Below are 15,616 nucleotides of genomic sequence, written 5' to 3' on the forward strand. Positions count from 1 at the left end.
CGAAGATTCTCGTCCTTGATGGCCGTATCTCGTTAGCGGAATCTTTGCGCGATAGCCGAGCGCGAATTACCCTGCCATGACGCTCGTGAATCTACCAACGAAACCTCGGAGGCTTCCGTACTCCGAGAGACATGGGCCGCCCTCATTTCGGCTAGTAGTTCTATCGCTCGCTCGACTTCGATATATTCCTTGGAGATCGGATCAAAATACTTTGGATAGAGAATATAAGCACCGGCAAAAAGTTGCTCGACCGTCAGTTTCCGCTTTCTTCTATCCGTGAGCTGGCGATCGTCGGTCAATCCCCATCCAGAATAGAACGGGCATCCCAAAGTCGTGACCTTGAGCCCTCGCAAGAGCGCTTCAAAACCTGAAAGCGAGGTGATCGTATAAACATGATCAATCGTTCGGAAGCTCTCGGCGAGGCTTATATTTTCTTCTAAGACTGTGCATATGCCGCGGACTAGGTTTGGATCCGACATGGGCTCTGCCGTTCCCTGAAGAACCTCCGGATGAGGCTTGTAGATGATCTGCGCCCCAGGATTTTCCCGATATGCGAGTCGGACCAGATCATTGTTGTTGTACTTTTCCCGTGATCCATAGGCGATGGATGCATCGCGTTCCACTTGTCCGATCACGAGAACTCGTTTCCCAGTTTTGGGGCCGTAAAGCTCTTCGACCGAAACATTGGCGCCTGAGTTGTATTTGCTCAACCCCGTGCTTAAAAGCCTTTCGATTAGCGCTTTTGCTCTCAGCTGCAGGTCACCATCACCATCAAAATCATAGACCGACAATATTGTTTCGAGATCCGTCGGGCCATTGGCATTGAAGTACATGTCCTGCCGGTCGAATGCTAGGGACATCGGCGGCGTTTCCAATGCTCCTAGCGATACCGATCGTATAAAACCGTCCTCGACATAATGAAAAGGAATCCTTTTTCGCGCGCAGAAGCTCTTCAACTGCGGCAGCCCCTTGTACTGCCATGACATAACCTCGGCTCGCCGGTCGCTCAGGATGCGCCATTTCCAATTGACATCGAATTCGATCGGCCAGAGGCGCGTGGGCGCAAAAATGATCTCCTTATCTGGAAACCAGTCATACATGAACGTCTTCCAGGCAGCGAATCCAAACAGAAACAGCGGCGGTTTGCTCCGCTTTGGAAGCGGCCGCCTGGCAATTCCACCAATGATCCTAAACGGTGTTTTTGCGGCTTCAGCCAAGATCGTCGATGTTTTAACCAATCACCCGGTTCCGATTTCTATTATGCCGAATGCTTACTGTAGGACGGTGCGTCTTGCAAAGCCCGCAAGCGCGTACCGCACCAAAGCCGTGATGGCAAGAATCGGCTACCACCGTATCAACATGTCAAGTTACGAGACGACCTTGCGAGTCCGACGGTGGGGTCAGCATCAAGTACATGGCTGCAGAGTCGCGCATTCGACATCAGAGCGTAATCCGACGTCGAAGGTCGCCTGACGTTGTGCGTGGAGTTACAGGCAGTAAGCAATACGAAAAAAAGGGCCGCTTCGAAAATTCCCCTCACTCGTGGCTCCTATGTCCCAGCATAGACTAACCTACCCCACGAAGCACTTTTCGACAAATGGGGATGGAACCGATCAGTTCTTGCTCTCGCGGCGAATCCGCGGCATTTATCGCGCAACTGGGAAAGCGGAAGGAGGGGACAATGCCGAAGCAGAAATGGTCGCCACTAAAGGTGCTAATGCTTCCTGTCTATGCGCTTCAGATCATCACCGGCGAAAAGCGCTTCATTGAGAATCCGCTGCTTGGAAGCGAAAAGCTCAATCGGAAGGGCCTCCACATCTGGCGGGTCAAAACAGCCGCGAAAATTGTAGAGTCGCGACGCCGTCGCCTGCAGCATCTTATTCCTCAGAATGAGCGCACCTTCTTCGCGGAGAACGGCTATATCGAACGACGCAATTTCCTAGCGCCAGAAATGTTTGCGCAGCTGCGTTCCGAAGTCGAGGCTCTTCGCGCGCCCGCTCGCGAAATGACGCAAGGAAAAGCGGTCACGCGCCGGACGTCCCTCACTCCTGAGGTTTTGAGAAACTATCCGGCTATTCGCGCCTTGGTAGATAGCAACGCGTGGAGCGACCCTCTCCGTTATGTAGGAGGCTTTAAGGCAGAGCCAGTCATCAGCATACAAACCATCTTTGGGACGGAAACCGAAGAGGGCAAAGGAAAAGATCCGCAAACTGATCTTCACATGGATACGTTCCACTCGACGGTGAAGGCCTGGTTTTTCCTCTATGATGTTCCGGAGGACGAAGGCCCCTTCACATATGTTGCCGGCTCTCACAAACTGACCAAGCGGCGGCTCGCCTGGCACAAGAGAAAGAGCATTCTGGCGTCCATCCGCGGCGACAACGGTTCGTTCCGGATTCCAGAGAACCAGCTGCACCTTTTGCGTTTGCCTGAACCTACCAAGTTCGCCGTTCCCGCCAATACGCTGGTGGTCGGAGATACGTTTGGATTCCACGCCAGGGGGAAGTCGGTCCGGCCTTCCGTGCGCGTCGAAATCTATGCATCGCAGCGACCCAATCCGTTCCTTCCCTTCGTCGGCCTTGACGCAGCATTCTTTCCTTTCGTGAAGGGCCGAAAGGAGGTTATCGGCTGGTTTATCGAGGATTGCCTCGTCCGCTTGGGATTAAGGCGGCAGATCTGGAAAGATATCGGCACGGCGGGGCCGCTCGATCCTCGGTGATGGCGGCCGAGTTCTGTTGCAGAAAAAACGACAACGGGTTACTGCCAAACCGTAATATTTTCGCGTTTTACGAGCCGACCACCATGCGACCGTCGTCTCGGGACCGGGGAAGTTAGATCAAGATGCAATGAATTACCTGATCGATCGATTGGCGGAACGCGTTCAAGATTTGATCGAACGGAAGAGGTTCCTCAAAATCCTGAGCGCAACCTTTGCCGCCCTTGCCTTCATCGTGCGTTTTTTGCCGATGCCGACACACCGCCGTCGCATCTGTGACGGCCGGATGTACATTGCCTGTCAGCAGAAGAACTTCGAAAAGGCAGCCAAAATCCTCATTGATCTGAGCAAACGGGAGACACCGGGTGCGGATTCAATGCGGTTATTCCTCTACGAGGTTTTCGGGCACGTTGATCCTCTATACGCCGACGAGTTGGTGAAGGCGCCCCGGTTCGATCGCAACCTCTTGCCGGTTATTGAAGCGGCGCTTCTGCGCGGGAATGGAGAGTATGAAGCAGCTCTCTCGGCCTTGGATTATATTGCAGAGTCATTCCCTGTGCGAATTCAGGTCGCCGAATTCAAGAGAAGCTTGTTGCTGGAGGAACGTAGACACGAGGAGTTCGCCCTTGACGGTGTGACGCGGCTCTCGCACGATCCCGATAAACCTCTCTTCCAGTTCGCAGCTTCGGTTGCGGCCGCCGCCGATAGTGCGGGCCGCAATGACATCCTCAGGTCTGTGATCGAGCGAGTGGTTCGCGATCGCGATGCAATTCTCAATGACCCGAAGTTTCTTTCGAGGTTCGCTCAACAGGCGGTCGACGCATCGATGTGGCTCCTAGATCTGGCAGGAGCAAAGCAGGTTATTGACGCGCTTCGTACCAACGGAATGGAAAAAGCCGCGGTCCGGTTGGAACGCCGCCTCAGCCTAGATGCACTTTCGCCGATGTCCCAGCTCATCGAACTCGCGCATCAGGATATTCTCGCGCGAGTTGGGCTTGGCCCGGCTATGACTGAGACGCGCGATGCAGTTATCGTCATTCCGTCGGCCGCGTTGCGATCCAACAAGATCGACTATCCCGGTTTTCGGGCCGATATCAGATTTGTTTTGCAAACCATTGCAGACTGTCTCAGCACGATGGGTCTGGACTATGGAGTGAAGGGACAGATTAGGCTGCATGGCGTTGAAGACCTGCCTGTACCCTTTTTCTCATATCACACGGTGTCAAAGCATCGAAATGGTCTTCATTTCAAGGAAACGGACCGCCCGTCACGCTTCAGCTTTGATGCCGGAGGTTACTCCGGATGGTCGGAGTTCTCGAGAAGAAGCCTGGCCGAACTGCCTCTTCACGAGGTGGATGCCACGGCCGCCGGCAGGTTCTTTCAACAGGATCAAGCGCAAACCATTTCCCGCAACGTGTCGAAATACGCTCAAGGTCCGCTTCACGCTAGCGAGAATCTGCCCGCTCGCTTTGTTTTCGTCGCTCTCCAAATGATGGGCGATTCCGTGCAAGACCTGGCCTATTGCACCCCCATCGAAATGATGGAGGAAGTTGTCACGACGTGCGAAAGGATCGGCTACTCCGTTGTCGTCAAACGACATCCACTTTGTGGTTCGACAGCAATTGGAAAATACATCCGGGAAAACAAAGACGCTGGTCGGATCGTAGTGGCCACCGGCAGCATCCATTCCATCATCGCCCAATCGGCTGCCGTATGCGTAATTAACTCCGGCGTGGGCGCCGAAGCGCTCCTGCACGAAAAGCCGGTATATGTCTTCGGCCGGTCCGACTACATGGCCGCATGCATCGTTTGCGAGCAGCGGGGTGACTTCGAGAAACAGTTCCAGCCTGGACGAACTGCTTCATCAGCCGAGGACCTTCGACGCTTCTGGTATTTGCTGCGCAACGAATATGCTGTCGATTTGGGAGATACGGAAAACGCCAAATCGGTTATTTGCGCCCGCGTCAAACAACATTTCTTGGACTTCCGGGAGAATGGAAACGTAGCCGCAAAGATGTCGTGACAAAGCTTCCCAAGGCGGCTTTTCCACAGTCTTTCAATACCCATTGGATTCCTCGAGGTGCTGAATGAGGCCGGCACTGCGAAACAGCCGCCCGCCGAGGCGCACCGCGATCAAACCGCCAGTAAAGGCCGATTAATTTCGATCTCGAATATTATAATAACCCATTACCGACACGCCCCAAGCAAAAAGGCATCCGAGAAAGACCAGGGCAGACATCATCAGCCGGCTTGGATATTGTGCCTCTTCAGACAGAGTTGGCTGGATGAATGTCGCCAAATAACGCTGCTGATTGTTGGCATCTATTCGTGCCTTTTCCAAGCTGGCAAGAGCGCCGGTATAGGCCTTCTCGGCAAATTCCCGCTCGGTTTCGAGTTCCTCGTATTGCAGAATCCGGCTCGCAACATCGCTACCTCCAGCTCCACCAGCCGACCCGCTGCCGAAACGCTGTTTTTCCTGCGCCAACTGCTTTTCAAGACTGTCGATCTGCGTAGTGAGCACACGCATGCGTGGTGAATCCGCTGCCATTCGCGTACGAGCGGTCATCAAATCGGTATGAAGCTGGGTAAGCTGCTGTTCGAGCGAAGCAACCAGTTGGCCAGCCAGCTTCGCCGCTTCTACCGGATCGGCCTCCTGAGAGACATCCCGGAAATTGCGCAGGGCGTTCCGCGCAGCAGACAGGCGGCCTTCCGCCAGCGCTACTTCGTCCTGGGATGCTTTAAGAACACCATTTCTTGCCTTGAGCGAAAGATCGTTGATCAACCTTTCACTCTCACCAATGATAACCGATGCGATTTTTTGGGAGCTTTGTGGATCGAAGGCCTTCACCGTCAGGTTCAGAATGGACGAGGTGTGGTCGAAATCGACATGCACCATCTTTTTCCAGTACTCGAGCCTCTCCTCGATCGGCAGATCGTCCGCCATACTGAAATAAAAGTCGGCACCGTGGCGCGCAAAGGCGGCATCGAGATCGACGGCCTTTTCGACGGCCTCGATCATCCGCTCGCTTTCGACATAGTCGAGCAGCATATAAGAGTCCGCCCCCGTCGTGCTGCCCCCGGTACTTTGCGTGAACATGCCGAGGATATCGCTGCTCGCCTTGCCGTCGATGCTCCGGACAGCAAAGGCGGCCGAGCTATGATACTGATCGGCTGCAATGAAAAACATATAGATTGATGCAAGTGCAGTTGGTAGGGCAACTATCAACGCGAAGCTGCCGGCAATGATTAGATGCCGCAGTTTCAGGCCCCCGACTTTCAATGACCCGAGCAGTTTTTTCTTCTTCGCCGGCTGTGCCTCGCGCCTTTCGGGGCGCACATCGACCTTTCTAAGGTTGTCGAGCACAGTGATATTAGGCTTCTTCACAGGAGCCTGGAGATCTTCTGTCTTCTGTTCTGGACCAGGCGGCTTGGCAGTCGTCATCAGTTGCCCTTCATGTTTCGCTCATGAACCCGGATAGCATCTTCCACATCATCAAAATACGTGAGTTTGCCATTTTCGAGAACCACTCCGCAATCGCAGTACTCGCGGATGGTGCTCGTGCTGTGGGAAACCATGATAACGTCTGAATCTTGCAATCGGTGTTGGAAGACATCATGGCATTTTTTTTTGAAGTTCGCATCCCCGACCGCAGTGATCTCATCAACCAGATAATAATCAAAGTTGACGCCCATGCTGACACCGAAGGCGAGACGCGCCTTCATGCCGGAGGAATAAGTACCAACAGGTGCGTGGAAGAATGGGCCTAGCTCGGCGAAATCGGTGACGTAATTGACCAGCTCTTCGGTATCGACACCGTAAATCCGTGCGACAAAGCGAACATTCTGCTCACCGGACATGCTCGGTTGAAAGCTGCCTTGAAAACCGAGGGGCCAGGAAATTTTGCCTTGTCTTACTATGCGCCCACGATCAAGCCGCAGCGATCCCGCGATCAATTGCAAGAGCGTCGATTTCCCCGCGCCGTTTCGTCCGAGCAGGCCGACACTCTTACCACGCTTGATAACAAGGGAGGCGTTCTCGATGATCGGCTTCGTTACTCCCTTGGTCTTTACATATTTGGTCGCGCGTTCAAGTCTTATCATCGGCCTCTGGCCACCGCTGCGGAGTTGGTGAAAACAAAAAGTCCGCCGAATATCACCGTAAAGACAAACGTATAAAGATAGAACATGTCGAGGTCCGCCGCCCGGTATTGGGGGTAGAATCCTTGGCGGAACAGCATGACCACATGAACCAAAGGATTGAAAAGCACGACCTCACGCATAGGGCCCGGAAGCGCGTCGGGCAGGAAAAAAACGCCAGAGATCAGGAACATCGGTCGATTGACGATATTGAAGACCTGTTCGTAGAATGGATAACGCAAGAACATTACGGTGTTGAATATACCGACACCAAGGCCCAACAATGTCGCTGCAAAGGCCGCTTCCAAGATCGCCGGCCAATAGAGCTCGGGAGGTTGATGCATTGTCACAATGATCGCCCCGAGAACACAGATGGCGACGAAGACCGTCGTAGCAGCCTGAAGGATATAACGAGCAACGATCGTATCGATCGGGGCGACATTTGGATAGCTGAGCAGGGTCCGATTAGATTTGATGGCGCCGTTCAAAAAACCGCACATCGCGGAGTAAAACTGGAATGCAATATAGCCGGTCGCGAAAAACAACGGAAAGCTTGTCCCGAGAGCGGGCAATTTTGCGATTCCCATAAAGATCACGGACATGAAAGCGATATGGGCTGCGGGGTCGAGGATCGCCCATATGTATCCCCCAGGCTTGTTGCCAAAGCGGGTCGACATTTCGCGGATGAGCAATGCGGCAACAACGCGAATATGTGTCGTCAAGTAATACAATCAGAGGTCCCCGAAACAGGCCGCTTCACCAGTCAGGCATTAATATCATTGTTTGTGGTGAGAGTTAGCCCCTCGGAGCAGATTCCTTCATCATTTAATCAGATCGAGCGTGTCTCACAACAAGGTCAGGAGCCCATCACCGCAAAGATCGTTTCTCCCCACGTCCAAATCCGAGAGCGCACCCGCCCTTAAGAATAAGCTTCGTAGCCCTCGCCTGCTGCCTGCGGCAAGGTATCGCCATCCCCTCGCGGCAATTAGCGAAATTCTTCGGAAGGGCAGTTTTTAGGCATCGAGTTCCTTTGACCATGACGGTCGGCCAGCGCTATTGCTTTCAGTGCCGCGAATGCAACCATACCGGGGTCATCGAGATTTCGGCTTTTTTCCGGCCATATGCGCGCTCGACCCACCCGACAAGGACGGCCTCTGAACTGCAAGATGACGGCCTCGGCCGCTTCGACCGCAGCGACTGTAATCTCCGACCAATTGTCTAAGCCGTCGATCGAATGTGCTACTGCATCAACTGAATCAATGATTGTCTTGTCAATAAGACGAGATCCTCCAAGTTCAAGCATAGCATCCCGAGCTGACCTTAACAGAGTTGCGGTGTCTGACGCTGGTAGTGGATCGGTTAACGATTTCGTCCGTTGAGCCGTAGCAAAGAGAGCCGCACTGATGAGTGTTCCAAGGCTTGATCCGGTGCTTGCGCTGGCGGTGAAGGCAAGCGTGTTCAAGGCCTCACTTAAGCTTATGCCTCGGATATCGACACCTGCAAGAGCCCGCAGCAGCCGTGTCAACATGGTCCCGGTGTCGCCATCGCCCAGTTCCCGATCCGCAGCATTGAGCGGCGCTTCCAGGATCGTCATTGAGTCGGCAGCGCGTTGAAGGAGAAGCGACAGATCATCCGATATAAAGTAAGTCATTGCACACTCCAGAACGGGCAATTCGCCTGAGCCGACAGCAGTTTCTCAAGCTCGATATCCAAGAAGCATAGGGTAACCGACAGACCGGCCATCTCCATGGAGGTTGCAAATGAACCGACCAGCGGCATGACAACGTGAAGTCCCCGCTCCGTAAGCACATTTCCGACCCGTCGAAAGGCGATGTACAGCTCCTCCAGAGGCGTTGCCCCTAGACCATTGACCATTACTGCCAGACGCCGGTGTTCCATTTCGTCGGGTCCCTCCTCGAGAAGCCGACCAATCATCTCGTCGACAAGCGCATCGGCGGACGCCATGGGCCTGCGCCACAGACCAGGGCTCTCCGTGAATTCCAAGGCCGAGCTCAACCTCATCATCGCGAAGCTCGGAAATTTCATCGGTCGCACCCGGCAAGCGGCAACTCTTCATTCCAAGACCGATCGTCCGTGTGCGAGCCACTGTCCGCCGTGCAATATCTGCAACGTCCTTCAAGCTCGCACCGGTTCTTGCGGCGGCGCCCGCCGCTTTGTAGGCGAACACGATGCCGGCAACGCCCCGTCGCTTCGACATTTCTTCTCGGCTGGCACTTGCTATATTGTCCGTCGCAAGCACGGTCTCGATGTCATTTATCGCGGCAAGCTTGCTCGCCATGTCGAAGTTCATTCTGTCGCCGCCATAGTTACCGTAGAGGAGTAAAACCCCGCTGCCACCGTCGGCCAGGTTGATCGCGTCGACACAGGATTGCAGGTTCGGTCCTTCAAACACATTGCCGACAGCACAGCTGTCGGCGAAGCCCTCGCCCAGATAGCCAGCAAACAATGGCAGGTGCCCGGCACCGCCGCCCGTTGCGATCCCAACACGCCCCTTGGAAACACCATTGCGGCGTGCAAGGGTGCGCCCCTGCTTCCCCTTCCTCACGATGTCCGGGTGAGCCATCACGAGACCTGTCAACATGTCGTCAACGTAGCTCTCCGGGGTATTGATGAACTTCTTCATTTGCAGTCTCCGTATTTGACGGCGTAGAGGCGATTATTAATTTTCGCGAGTTTTCAGGCGGGCGTGGCGAGCAGGTGTTGGCTTGATTGTGCGGTCTCCGAGCCTTCCGCGCGCCTGCAAAGCCAACGCTCAAGGCTGCGGACGGCTAAAGATGCTGGCCATGCGATCATGAAGTAGCCACACGCGGTCACGACAAAGACATGCAAAGGGAGAAAGCTCTCCGACATGATCGCCCGCGAAGTAAGCGTAAGTTCGGGCACGGCGATCAGCGCACAGATGGAACTGTCCTTGAGAAGGGAAACCAGGTTGATGAGCAGTGGCGGAAGTACCTTGCGGATCACCTGCGGCAGCAGAATGAGCCGGAACGTCTGCCAGGGCCCAAGACCGGATGCCATCGCCGCCTCTCTCTGACCAGCGGGGACCGCGGCGAAGCCAGCGCGAAACACTTCTGCGAGATAGGCGCTGTAGACGAGCGCGAGGCCGAGAATACCGGCCAGCAGCGATGGAAGCGCAATGCCCGCTTCCGGTAGCGCGAAGTACGAGAGGTACAGAATAACGAGGATCGGAACTCCGCGCATTACCGACACATAGGCGTCAGCACTCAGACGAAAGATCAGCGAGCGTCGCGTGCGGATAAACTCGACGGCAATTCCAAGCGGGAACGCCAACAGGAAGCCACATATCGTCAGGGTACAACTGACCCAACCAGCATCCAGCAAGCGCGGCCCCCAATCGGGGAAATTCTCCAAAATGGTTCTTACAAACGAAAACATCTCAGTACGCCGTCCTATGTTCGACCCAGCGGACTGCCTGACCAAGGCTATAAGTGATCACTAGGTAAAGAAGAGCTGCACAGCCATAGACCAGCGTCGTCTGGAACGTCTCATTGATGAGTTGCCGGGCGTTGAACATCACTTCCGGCGCCGCGATTGCCGCAACGAGAGATGTGTCCTTGACAAGCGCGACCGCGTAGTTGCCGAGCGGGGCGAAAGCAATGCGTAACCCTTGTGGCAATATGACGAGGCGGAAAGCCTGAATCGGCTTCAGTCCAATCGCCGCAGCCGCTTCGCGTTGACCCTGAGGGACCGCCTGAAAGCCGGCCCGAAATATATCGACGACCACCGCAGCGCCGATCAGCCCTAACCCGACGATCGCGGCCGTCAGCGCCGGCAAACGCATCCCGATGGCAGCAAGACCGAAATAGAGCAGGAAAAGAAACGTCAGGCTCGGGATATTTCTCAAGAGCTCGACGTACGCGCTGATAGCAAAGTCGATTGCCCGCCGGTGCCAGAGGTACCGGATCGCCGCTAGCGCCAATCCTAGTCCAACGGCAAGAACAAGGGCTCCCGCTGTCACCTCCAAGGTCACAATGACGCCAGAACCCAGTGCCGCGACGATGCGGACAAGAAGATCATCATCCATCAGGCGACCTCCCGAAGACGCATTGCCGAGAGAAATTGCTTCAGTCGTGGGTGCTGTGGCCGGTCGAGAAGCTGTCGTGCTGGCCCCTCCTCGAGGATGACACCGCCATCCATGAACAAGATCCGATCTGCGACTTCACGGGCAAAGGCGATCTCGTGGGTCACGAGCACCATCGATAAGCCTTCGCGCGCAAGTTCTTTGATAACCGCCAGGACTTCGCCAACCAGCTCGGGATCGAGAGCCGACGTCGGCTCATCGAAGAGCAATAGCTTCGGCTGCTGAGCAAGCGAGCGGGCGATCGCCACGCGCTGCTGCTGACCTCCTGATAGGCAATGAGGCATTTGTGATGCCTTCTCGCTCAGGTGGACTTTTGCGAGCACAGCATCGCAAAGCTCTACAGCCCGTTTGGTGGGCATTTTCCGAACCTTCCGGGGCTGCAGCGTGATGTTCGACCGAACATCGAGATGCGGCCAAAGATTGAAGCTTTGAAATACCATGCCCATGTCGGCTCTTTGCGGAGCAAGCTCTGCATCGCTCATGCGCCGACCGTCTTCGTGTTTGCCGATCAGTCTGCCTTCAAGCCGGATTTCCCCGCTTGAAGGTGGCTCCAGATAGTTGATCGCGCGAAGGCAGGTGGATTTTCCTGAACCACTCGGACCAATGATCGCAATACATTCTCCCCGTGACAGTTCGAAGGACACGCCTTTGAGAACGGGAAAGCTGCCGAATGACTTTGTGAGATTGACGACTGAAAGTAGAGCAGGGCTTTGCATGACTACGAACCTCAGGAGTTGCGGTAAGGGGCTAGCCCGCTCACCGGCGCTTAAAGGAGTTGATTTCATTTGGAACATCTCGGCGGCGTCCAGCCTTCCGGACGGTCGATCCCTACCCTGAAATTCTCCGGAGACGGGGTGTAATTGGCGTCGTTGACGTTGCCGTATCGTTTGCCGATGACCCGGACCTCGCAGCTTTCCCAAAGCTTGCGGATCTCGCCGCTCAAGGCATCGGCAAGTGCCTTGTTGTCCTGGCTGAGACCGAAGACGTATTGTCTGCCGATGCCGGTCAGCAGCGGAAAACCGGGATTGTTATCGGTGAACGGCTTGTTCGTCAGGCCCCATTCGGGATTCATGGCAATGGCGTAGTCGATCACCGGCGGATCGCCGACCAGCGCATCGATACGCCCAGCAAGAATGTCCCTGATGGCGGCGTCGGAGCTATCGTAAAGTGACAGCTGAAGACCGGTTATGCGGCGTAGTTCCGGCAGAAAAGAAAATCCGGTGATCGAACCGACATTCTTGTTTTCCAAGTTCTCAAGTCTATGCCACCCTGCTCCGGCCTTGCTCGTGATGCCGTTCTGGAAGTATCCGGTCGGGTCAGTCAAGGAGAGCGTTGCGGCACGCTGCTCCGTCCAGGCAACGTTTCCGCCGATCAGGTCGACGCGGCCGGTCTGAACTGCGGCGATCGCACCCGACCATTCCATGGGGACAGGATTAATGGCAAGGCCCAGCCGATCGGCGGCGATCTGCAGAATCTCGCCATCGTAGCCGACAAGTTTGCCGTTGCGCGCGACAAGCCCGGGCATATCGCCTGTGATGGCGACCGAAAGCACGCCCGGCTCAGTCAATCTGTAGGCCGAGATGTCAGGGCCTGCCGCGGCAGGGACTGTAGCTGCAAGTGTGATCGCCACGATGGTGGGCAAAAGCTTTCTTTTAATGTTCATTGATGTTCCCTTTCTTTCCTGTTCACTGTTTTGGTAACATCGACGGTGCGGAAGCCAGTGCCCGGGCTAGACCGAAGCGACCCAGTGACAGCCCGTCGATTGGTGTTGCGGAGGTGCCATCGAGGCAAAGTTCGGCAAGCACTGCGCCGACGGCAGGACCGAGCTGGAAGCCATGGCCGGAAAAGCCAAACGCATGAAACAACCCTTGAGCTTTACGGCTTTCCCCGAGAACAGGCAGCCCATCTGGCATTCTGCCTTCGATGCCTGTCCACGTGCGGACCACGAGGACGTTTGCAAGTTGCGGCACCATCGCGATTGCGGCGCGCGCAGCTTCCATGCTGACGTGTGCGAGTGGACGAGCCCAAAGACGATCGGCGTCTGCGACACCGAGGCCGGCGCCGAATACAACGCTGCCGTTCTTCGTCTGACGGAGGTATATAGATCCACCACAGATCCCGAGGTTCGGCCCGATCAGCGGCGCGACCGGTTCTGTCACGCACATGTTCGGCGCCATGACCTGCTCATCGACTTCGTCGCCGAACCAGCGCGCGACCCTTGCGCCCCAAGCGCCGGCCGTATTGATCAAGCGGCCCGCTGTGAGTTGCTCGGCTTCGCCCTTGATCGTAAGCTGGAATCCGTCGGCAACTTTCTCAGCGTGCTCCAGCTCACAATGCTCGCGGACGGTGACGCCCAACTCCCGCGCTTTGCGCGCGAATGCCGGCGCCGCAAGTCTTGGATTTGCCTGGCCGTCTGCAGCACAGAGCGAGGCTCCGCTATAACCGTCGCCGAGATAGGGATAGCGGCACTGTAGGTCTGCGACGCTCAGGATTTCGAGATCGATGCCGTAGTCCCGCGCAATGTCGCGATAGGCGAGAAGGCTCTGCATGTCTGCGTCATTGCGTGCGAGTTTCAGGTGCCCGGTGGCGGTGAACTCACAGTCGGTCCCGACGAGCTCGGCCAACCGTCCCCAGATCTGCCGGCTTCGGCAGGCAAGGGGCAGCTCCGCCGGATGGCGGCCCTGCTGCCGGACACCGCCATAATTCACGCCGCTTGCCTGACCGCCACATCGTCCGCGTTCCAGAAGTATCACGGATGCACCCTTCAGCCGGGCATGCAGGGCGGCTGAGCAGCCGGCAAGGCCGCCGCCGACGATCGCGACATCAAATCTCGTCATCGCCGATCTCCTGCAAGGATTGAGAGCGGAATTGGCTTTAATGGCGCCTGACCGCGCAGGCGTCCGGTGGCGGAGATGTCTGTGCGTGCCGTCGCGGCGATCAATTCACAGGCGGCCGCGCCGCAGACGCGGCCCTGACAGCGCCCCATCCCCAAGCGGCTGAACGCCTTGATGCGGTTGATGTCCGCCTCACCCGTTGTGGCAACGGTTTCGCGGATTTGCCCGGCGGTGATCCCCTCACAACGGCAAACGATGGTTTCGTCACGGATTGCTTCGGCGAAATGGTGCGGGAAGGGAAAAACATGCTCGTCGAGCGCACGCCTGAACGGGGATAACGAGTCGATCCTCCTGCGCAAGACTGATGCACGTTTTTGACTGCCACGACCCATGTCCTCGAGGAGGCTTAACGCTGCAAGTTCTCCCTCCCATTCGGCAACTTCGCTGCCCCGAACAGAGGCCCCGTCGCCAGCAATGTAGACGTGCGGAACTGATGTTCGTCCCGCGCCGTCTGTGACCGGCAACCATTGCCGTTGGCGACGATCGAATTGAAACGACAGTCCAAGCAGATCAGCAAGCTGCGTTTCGGATCTCAAGCCGTATCCGATCGCGACAGCGTCGCAATCCGACTGCCCCTGTTGACCACTTTGCTCATAGCGTATGCTGCTCACGCCGCGGTCGCCGGCGACGATTTCGACCGGCGCGATCGCTGTTTGGATCTTGACGCCCCTGAGACGCAGCTGGGAGACATAAAATAGCCCTCTGGAAAAGTTCGAGATATCCGCGAGCAACGCTGGAAGCGCGGTGATCTTGGAAAAGGGCTTGCTCGAGTCCAGAACGGCTGCGACATCTGCACCGGCCTTCGCATATTGGTAGGCTACGAGGTAAAGCAGCGGGCCCGTCCCAATGAAGACGACGCGTTTACCAATAAAGGTGGCCTGGGCCTTCAACGCGATCTGCGCTGCACCGAGACTGAAGACGCCCGGCGCTGTCCAGCCGTTGATAGGGATGACCCTGTCCATGGCGCCGGTGGCGAGAAGAATTCGACTAAACGGCATGCACTTCAGGATTCCAGCAGTCGAGACATGAAGTCTTCTGTCCTCGACCGACCACACAAGCGTCTCTGCTCGGTATTCGATCGATGGCGCAATGGCCTCGAATGTCGATTTCAGGCGGCGGGCACGGGACGCGTCGAAGCCGTAAAGCTGCGTTTCGTTCCGGGCGAACGCTGCGGGCGGACGGCGAAAGATCTGTCCTCCTGGGTAAACATTTTCATCGATCACGACAGGCCGCTCGCCGGCCGCGGCAAGCGTTTTCGCCGCGCTGATCCCGGCTGGGCCAGCTCCAATAATCACGATTGGGCAATCTAACCTCAACGCACACTCCCCGGCTGAGATGTCGAGAGACGCATGCCCGGCAAGACGCGTTCGGTGCAAGCACGAACCCGCTCGCCGGAGAGGTGCCAGAGCCAACAGTCTTGACAGGCACCCATAAGGCAAAAACCCGCACGCTTCTCGGATTTGAGTTCAAACTGCCGAACGAAGCCTATCTCCGAAAGCAGTGCCGAGAGGATCGTATCGCCCTCGCAAGCTTCGACGGGGTGGCTGTCAACATGGACGATGAATCTTTCGCGGATAACGTGTGGCAGTCTTTTAAACATTTGCGGAGCCTTTTCCAGTGGTCCGTCATATCTACTGTGCCTCTAAAACTATTTTCCCATATTGTGGATGTCAACGATAGCGGATACCGTATAATGACAAAATCAATCGTACCGAGCCTCAAAGTTCGGCACGCCCTTAGGTAGTA

Annotated in this window: 15 protein-coding genes and 1 pseudogene; 2 read left to right on the forward strand and 14 right to left on the reverse strand. The window is 56.1% G+C overall.

Going from position 1 to position 15,616, the window contains the following annotated elements; translation table 11 throughout:
* Positions 1–32: 32 nt before the first annotated feature.
* A complete protein-coding gene (locus tag AM571_RS15485) occupies positions 33–1,100 on the reverse strand; it encodes a capsular polysaccharide biosynthesis protein (RefSeq protein ID WP_074062172.1) in 1,068 nt (355 codons plus the stop codon).
* 581 nt (positions 1,101–1,681) lie between these two features.
* Between AM571_RS15485 and AM571_RS15495 the strand changes: the two genes are divergently transcribed.
* On the forward strand, positions 1,682–2,719 hold the full coding sequence (locus AM571_RS15495) for a phytanoyl-CoA dioxygenase family protein (protein WP_081377096.1): 1,038 nt from the start codon (positions 1,682–1,684) through the stop codon (positions 2,717–2,719).
* 127 nt (positions 2,720–2,846) lie between these two features.
* Complete coding sequence (locus AM571_RS15500; RefSeq protein ID WP_074062174.1) at positions 2,847–4,739, forward strand: hypothetical protein; 1,893 nt, start codon at positions 2,847–2,849, stop codon at positions 4,737–4,739.
* 132 nt (positions 4,740–4,871) lie between these two features.
* Here the strand turns inward: AM571_RS15500 and AM571_RS15505 are convergent, their stop codons facing one another.
* The 13 genes and pseudogenes from AM571_RS15505 to AM571_RS15560 form a co-directional block, all read right to left on the reverse strand.
* Positions 4,872–6,158: an RkpR, polysaccharide export protein gene (locus AM571_RS15505; RefSeq protein ID WP_074062175.1), complete on the reverse strand. Its 1,287-nt coding sequence runs from the start codon at positions 6,156–6,158 to the stop codon at positions 4,872–4,874.
* Positions 6,158–6,817, reverse strand: a complete 660-nt coding sequence (locus AM571_RS15510) for an ABC transporter ATP-binding protein (protein ID WP_074062176.1) — start codon at positions 6,815–6,817, stop codon at positions 6,158–6,160. The genes AM571_RS15505 and AM571_RS15510 overlap by 1 nt, the downstream gene beginning before the upstream one ends.
* Positions 6,814–7,584, reverse strand: a complete 771-nt coding sequence (locus AM571_RS15515; protein WP_074062177.1) for an ABC transporter permease — start codon at positions 7,582–7,584, stop codon at positions 6,814–6,816. Before AM571_RS15515 ends, AM571_RS15510 begins: the two co-directional genes overlap by 4 nt.
* Before the next feature lie 254 nt (positions 7,585–7,838).
* Positions 7,839–8,504, reverse strand: a complete 666-nt coding sequence (locus AM571_RS15520) for a DAK2 domain-containing protein (RefSeq protein ID WP_074062178.1) — start codon at positions 8,502–8,504, stop codon at positions 7,839–7,841.
* Positions 8,501–8,899 carry a dihydroxyacetone kinase subunit DhaK gene (locus AM571_RS38170; RefSeq protein ID WP_335727728.1) on the reverse strand — a complete coding sequence of 133 codons (399 nt, stop codon included), beginning with the start codon at positions 8,897–8,899 and terminating at the stop codon, positions 8,501–8,503. Before AM571_RS38170 ends, AM571_RS15520 begins: the two co-directional genes overlap by 4 nt.
* Positions 8,898–9,497, reverse strand: a pseudogene (locus AM571_RS38175) (dihydroxyacetone kinase subunit DhaK); the annotation flags it as partial. The gene AM571_RS38170 and the pseudogene AM571_RS38175, both read right to left, overlap by 2 nt.
* A 53-nt stretch (positions 9,498–9,550) precedes the next feature.
* A complete protein-coding gene (locus tag AM571_RS15530) occupies positions 9,551–10,246 on the reverse strand; it encodes an amino acid ABC transporter permease (protein WP_237358494.1) in 696 nt (231 codons plus the stop codon).
* A gap of 25 nt (positions 10,247–10,271) precedes the next feature.
* On the reverse strand, positions 10,272–10,919 hold the full coding sequence (locus tag AM571_RS15535; RefSeq protein WP_074062180.1) for an amino acid ABC transporter permease: 648 nt from the start codon (positions 10,917–10,919) through the stop codon (positions 10,272–10,274).
* Positions 10,919–11,692: an amino acid ABC transporter ATP-binding protein gene (locus AM571_RS15540; RefSeq protein WP_074062181.1), complete on the reverse strand. Its 774-nt coding sequence runs from the start codon at positions 11,690–11,692 to the stop codon at positions 10,919–10,921. The genes AM571_RS15535 and AM571_RS15540 overlap by 1 nt, the downstream gene beginning before the upstream one ends.
* Positions 11,693–11,757: 65 nt before the next feature.
* Positions 11,758–12,639 carry a substrate-binding periplasmic protein gene (locus AM571_RS15545; protein WP_081377097.1) on the reverse strand — a complete coding sequence of 294 codons (882 nt, stop codon included), beginning with the start codon at positions 12,637–12,639 and terminating at the stop codon, positions 11,758–11,760.
* A 22-nt stretch (positions 12,640–12,661) separates the two neighbouring features.
* Positions 12,662–13,813: an NAD(P)/FAD-dependent oxidoreductase gene (locus tag AM571_RS15550; protein WP_074062182.1), complete on the reverse strand. Its 1,152-nt coding sequence runs from the start codon at positions 13,811–13,813 to the stop codon at positions 12,662–12,664.
* The gene (locus tag AM571_RS15555; RefSeq protein WP_335727717.1) at positions 13,810–15,165 is read right to left on the reverse strand and encodes an FAD-dependent oxidoreductase; all 1,356 of its coding nucleotides are present in this window, start codon (positions 15,163–15,165) and stop codon (positions 13,810–13,812) included. The genes AM571_RS15550 and AM571_RS15555 overlap by 4 nt, the downstream gene beginning before the upstream one ends.
* Positions 15,166–15,182: 17 nt before the next feature.
* Positions 15,183–15,470: a 2Fe-2S iron-sulfur cluster-binding protein gene (locus AM571_RS15560; protein ID WP_074062184.1), complete on the reverse strand. Its 288-nt coding sequence runs from the start codon at positions 15,468–15,470 to the stop codon at positions 15,183–15,185.
* Positions 15,471–15,616 lie beyond the last annotated feature (146 nt).

The organism is Rhizobium etli 8C-3 (genome assembly GCF_001908375.1).
GTDB lineage: Bacteria > Pseudomonadota > Alphaproteobacteria > Rhizobiales > Rhizobiaceae > Rhizobium > Rhizobium etli_B.

Excerpts from the sequence above, each read along its gene's own strand:
- AM571_RS15500 (WP_074062174.1), top strand. The coding sequence starts at position 2,847 with ATGAATTACCTGATCGATCGATTGGCGGAACGCGTTCAAGATTTGATC.
- AM571_RS15495 (WP_081377096.1), top strand. The coding sequence starts at position 1,682 with ATGCCGAAGCAGAAATGGTCGCCACTAAAGGTGCTAATGCTTCCTGTC.
- AM571_RS15540 (WP_074062181.1), bottom strand. The coding sequence starts at position 11,692 with ATGCAAAGCCCTGCTCTACTTTCAGTCGTCAATCTCACAAAGTCATTC.
- AM571_RS15520 (WP_074062178.1), bottom strand. The coding sequence starts at position 8,504 with ATGACTTACTTTATATCGGATGATCTGTCGCTTCTCCTTCAACGCGCT.
- AM571_RS15535 (WP_074062180.1), bottom strand. The coding sequence starts at position 10,919 with ATGGATGATGATCTTCTTGTCCGCATCGTCGCGGCACTGGGTTCTGGC.
- AM571_RS15560 (WP_074062184.1), bottom strand. The coding sequence starts at position 15,470 with ATGTTTAAAAGACTGCCACACGTTATCCGCGAAAGATTCATCGTCCAT.
- AM571_RS15550 (WP_074062182.1), bottom strand. The coding sequence starts at position 13,813 with ATGACGAGATTTGATGTCGCGATCGTCGGCGGCGGCCTTGCCGGCTGC.
- AM571_RS15505 (WP_074062175.1), bottom strand. The coding sequence starts at position 6,158 with ATGACGACTGCCAAGCCGCCTGGTCCAGAACAGAAGACAGAAGATCTC.
- AM571_RS15510 (WP_074062176.1), bottom strand. The coding sequence starts at position 6,817 with ATGATAAGACTTGAACGCGCGACCAAATATGTAAAGACCAAGGGAGTA.
- AM571_RS15485 (WP_074062172.1), bottom strand. The coding sequence starts at position 1,100 with ATGTATGACTGGTTTCCAGATAAGGAGATCATTTTTGCGCCCACGCGC.
- AM571_RS38170 (WP_335727728.1), bottom strand. The coding sequence starts at position 8,899 with ATGAAATTTCCGAGCTTCGCGATGATGAGGTTGAGCTCGGCCTTGGAA.
- AM571_RS15545 (WP_081377097.1), bottom strand. The coding sequence starts at position 12,639 with ATGAACATTAAAAGAAAGCTTTTGCCCACCATCGTGGCGATCACACTT.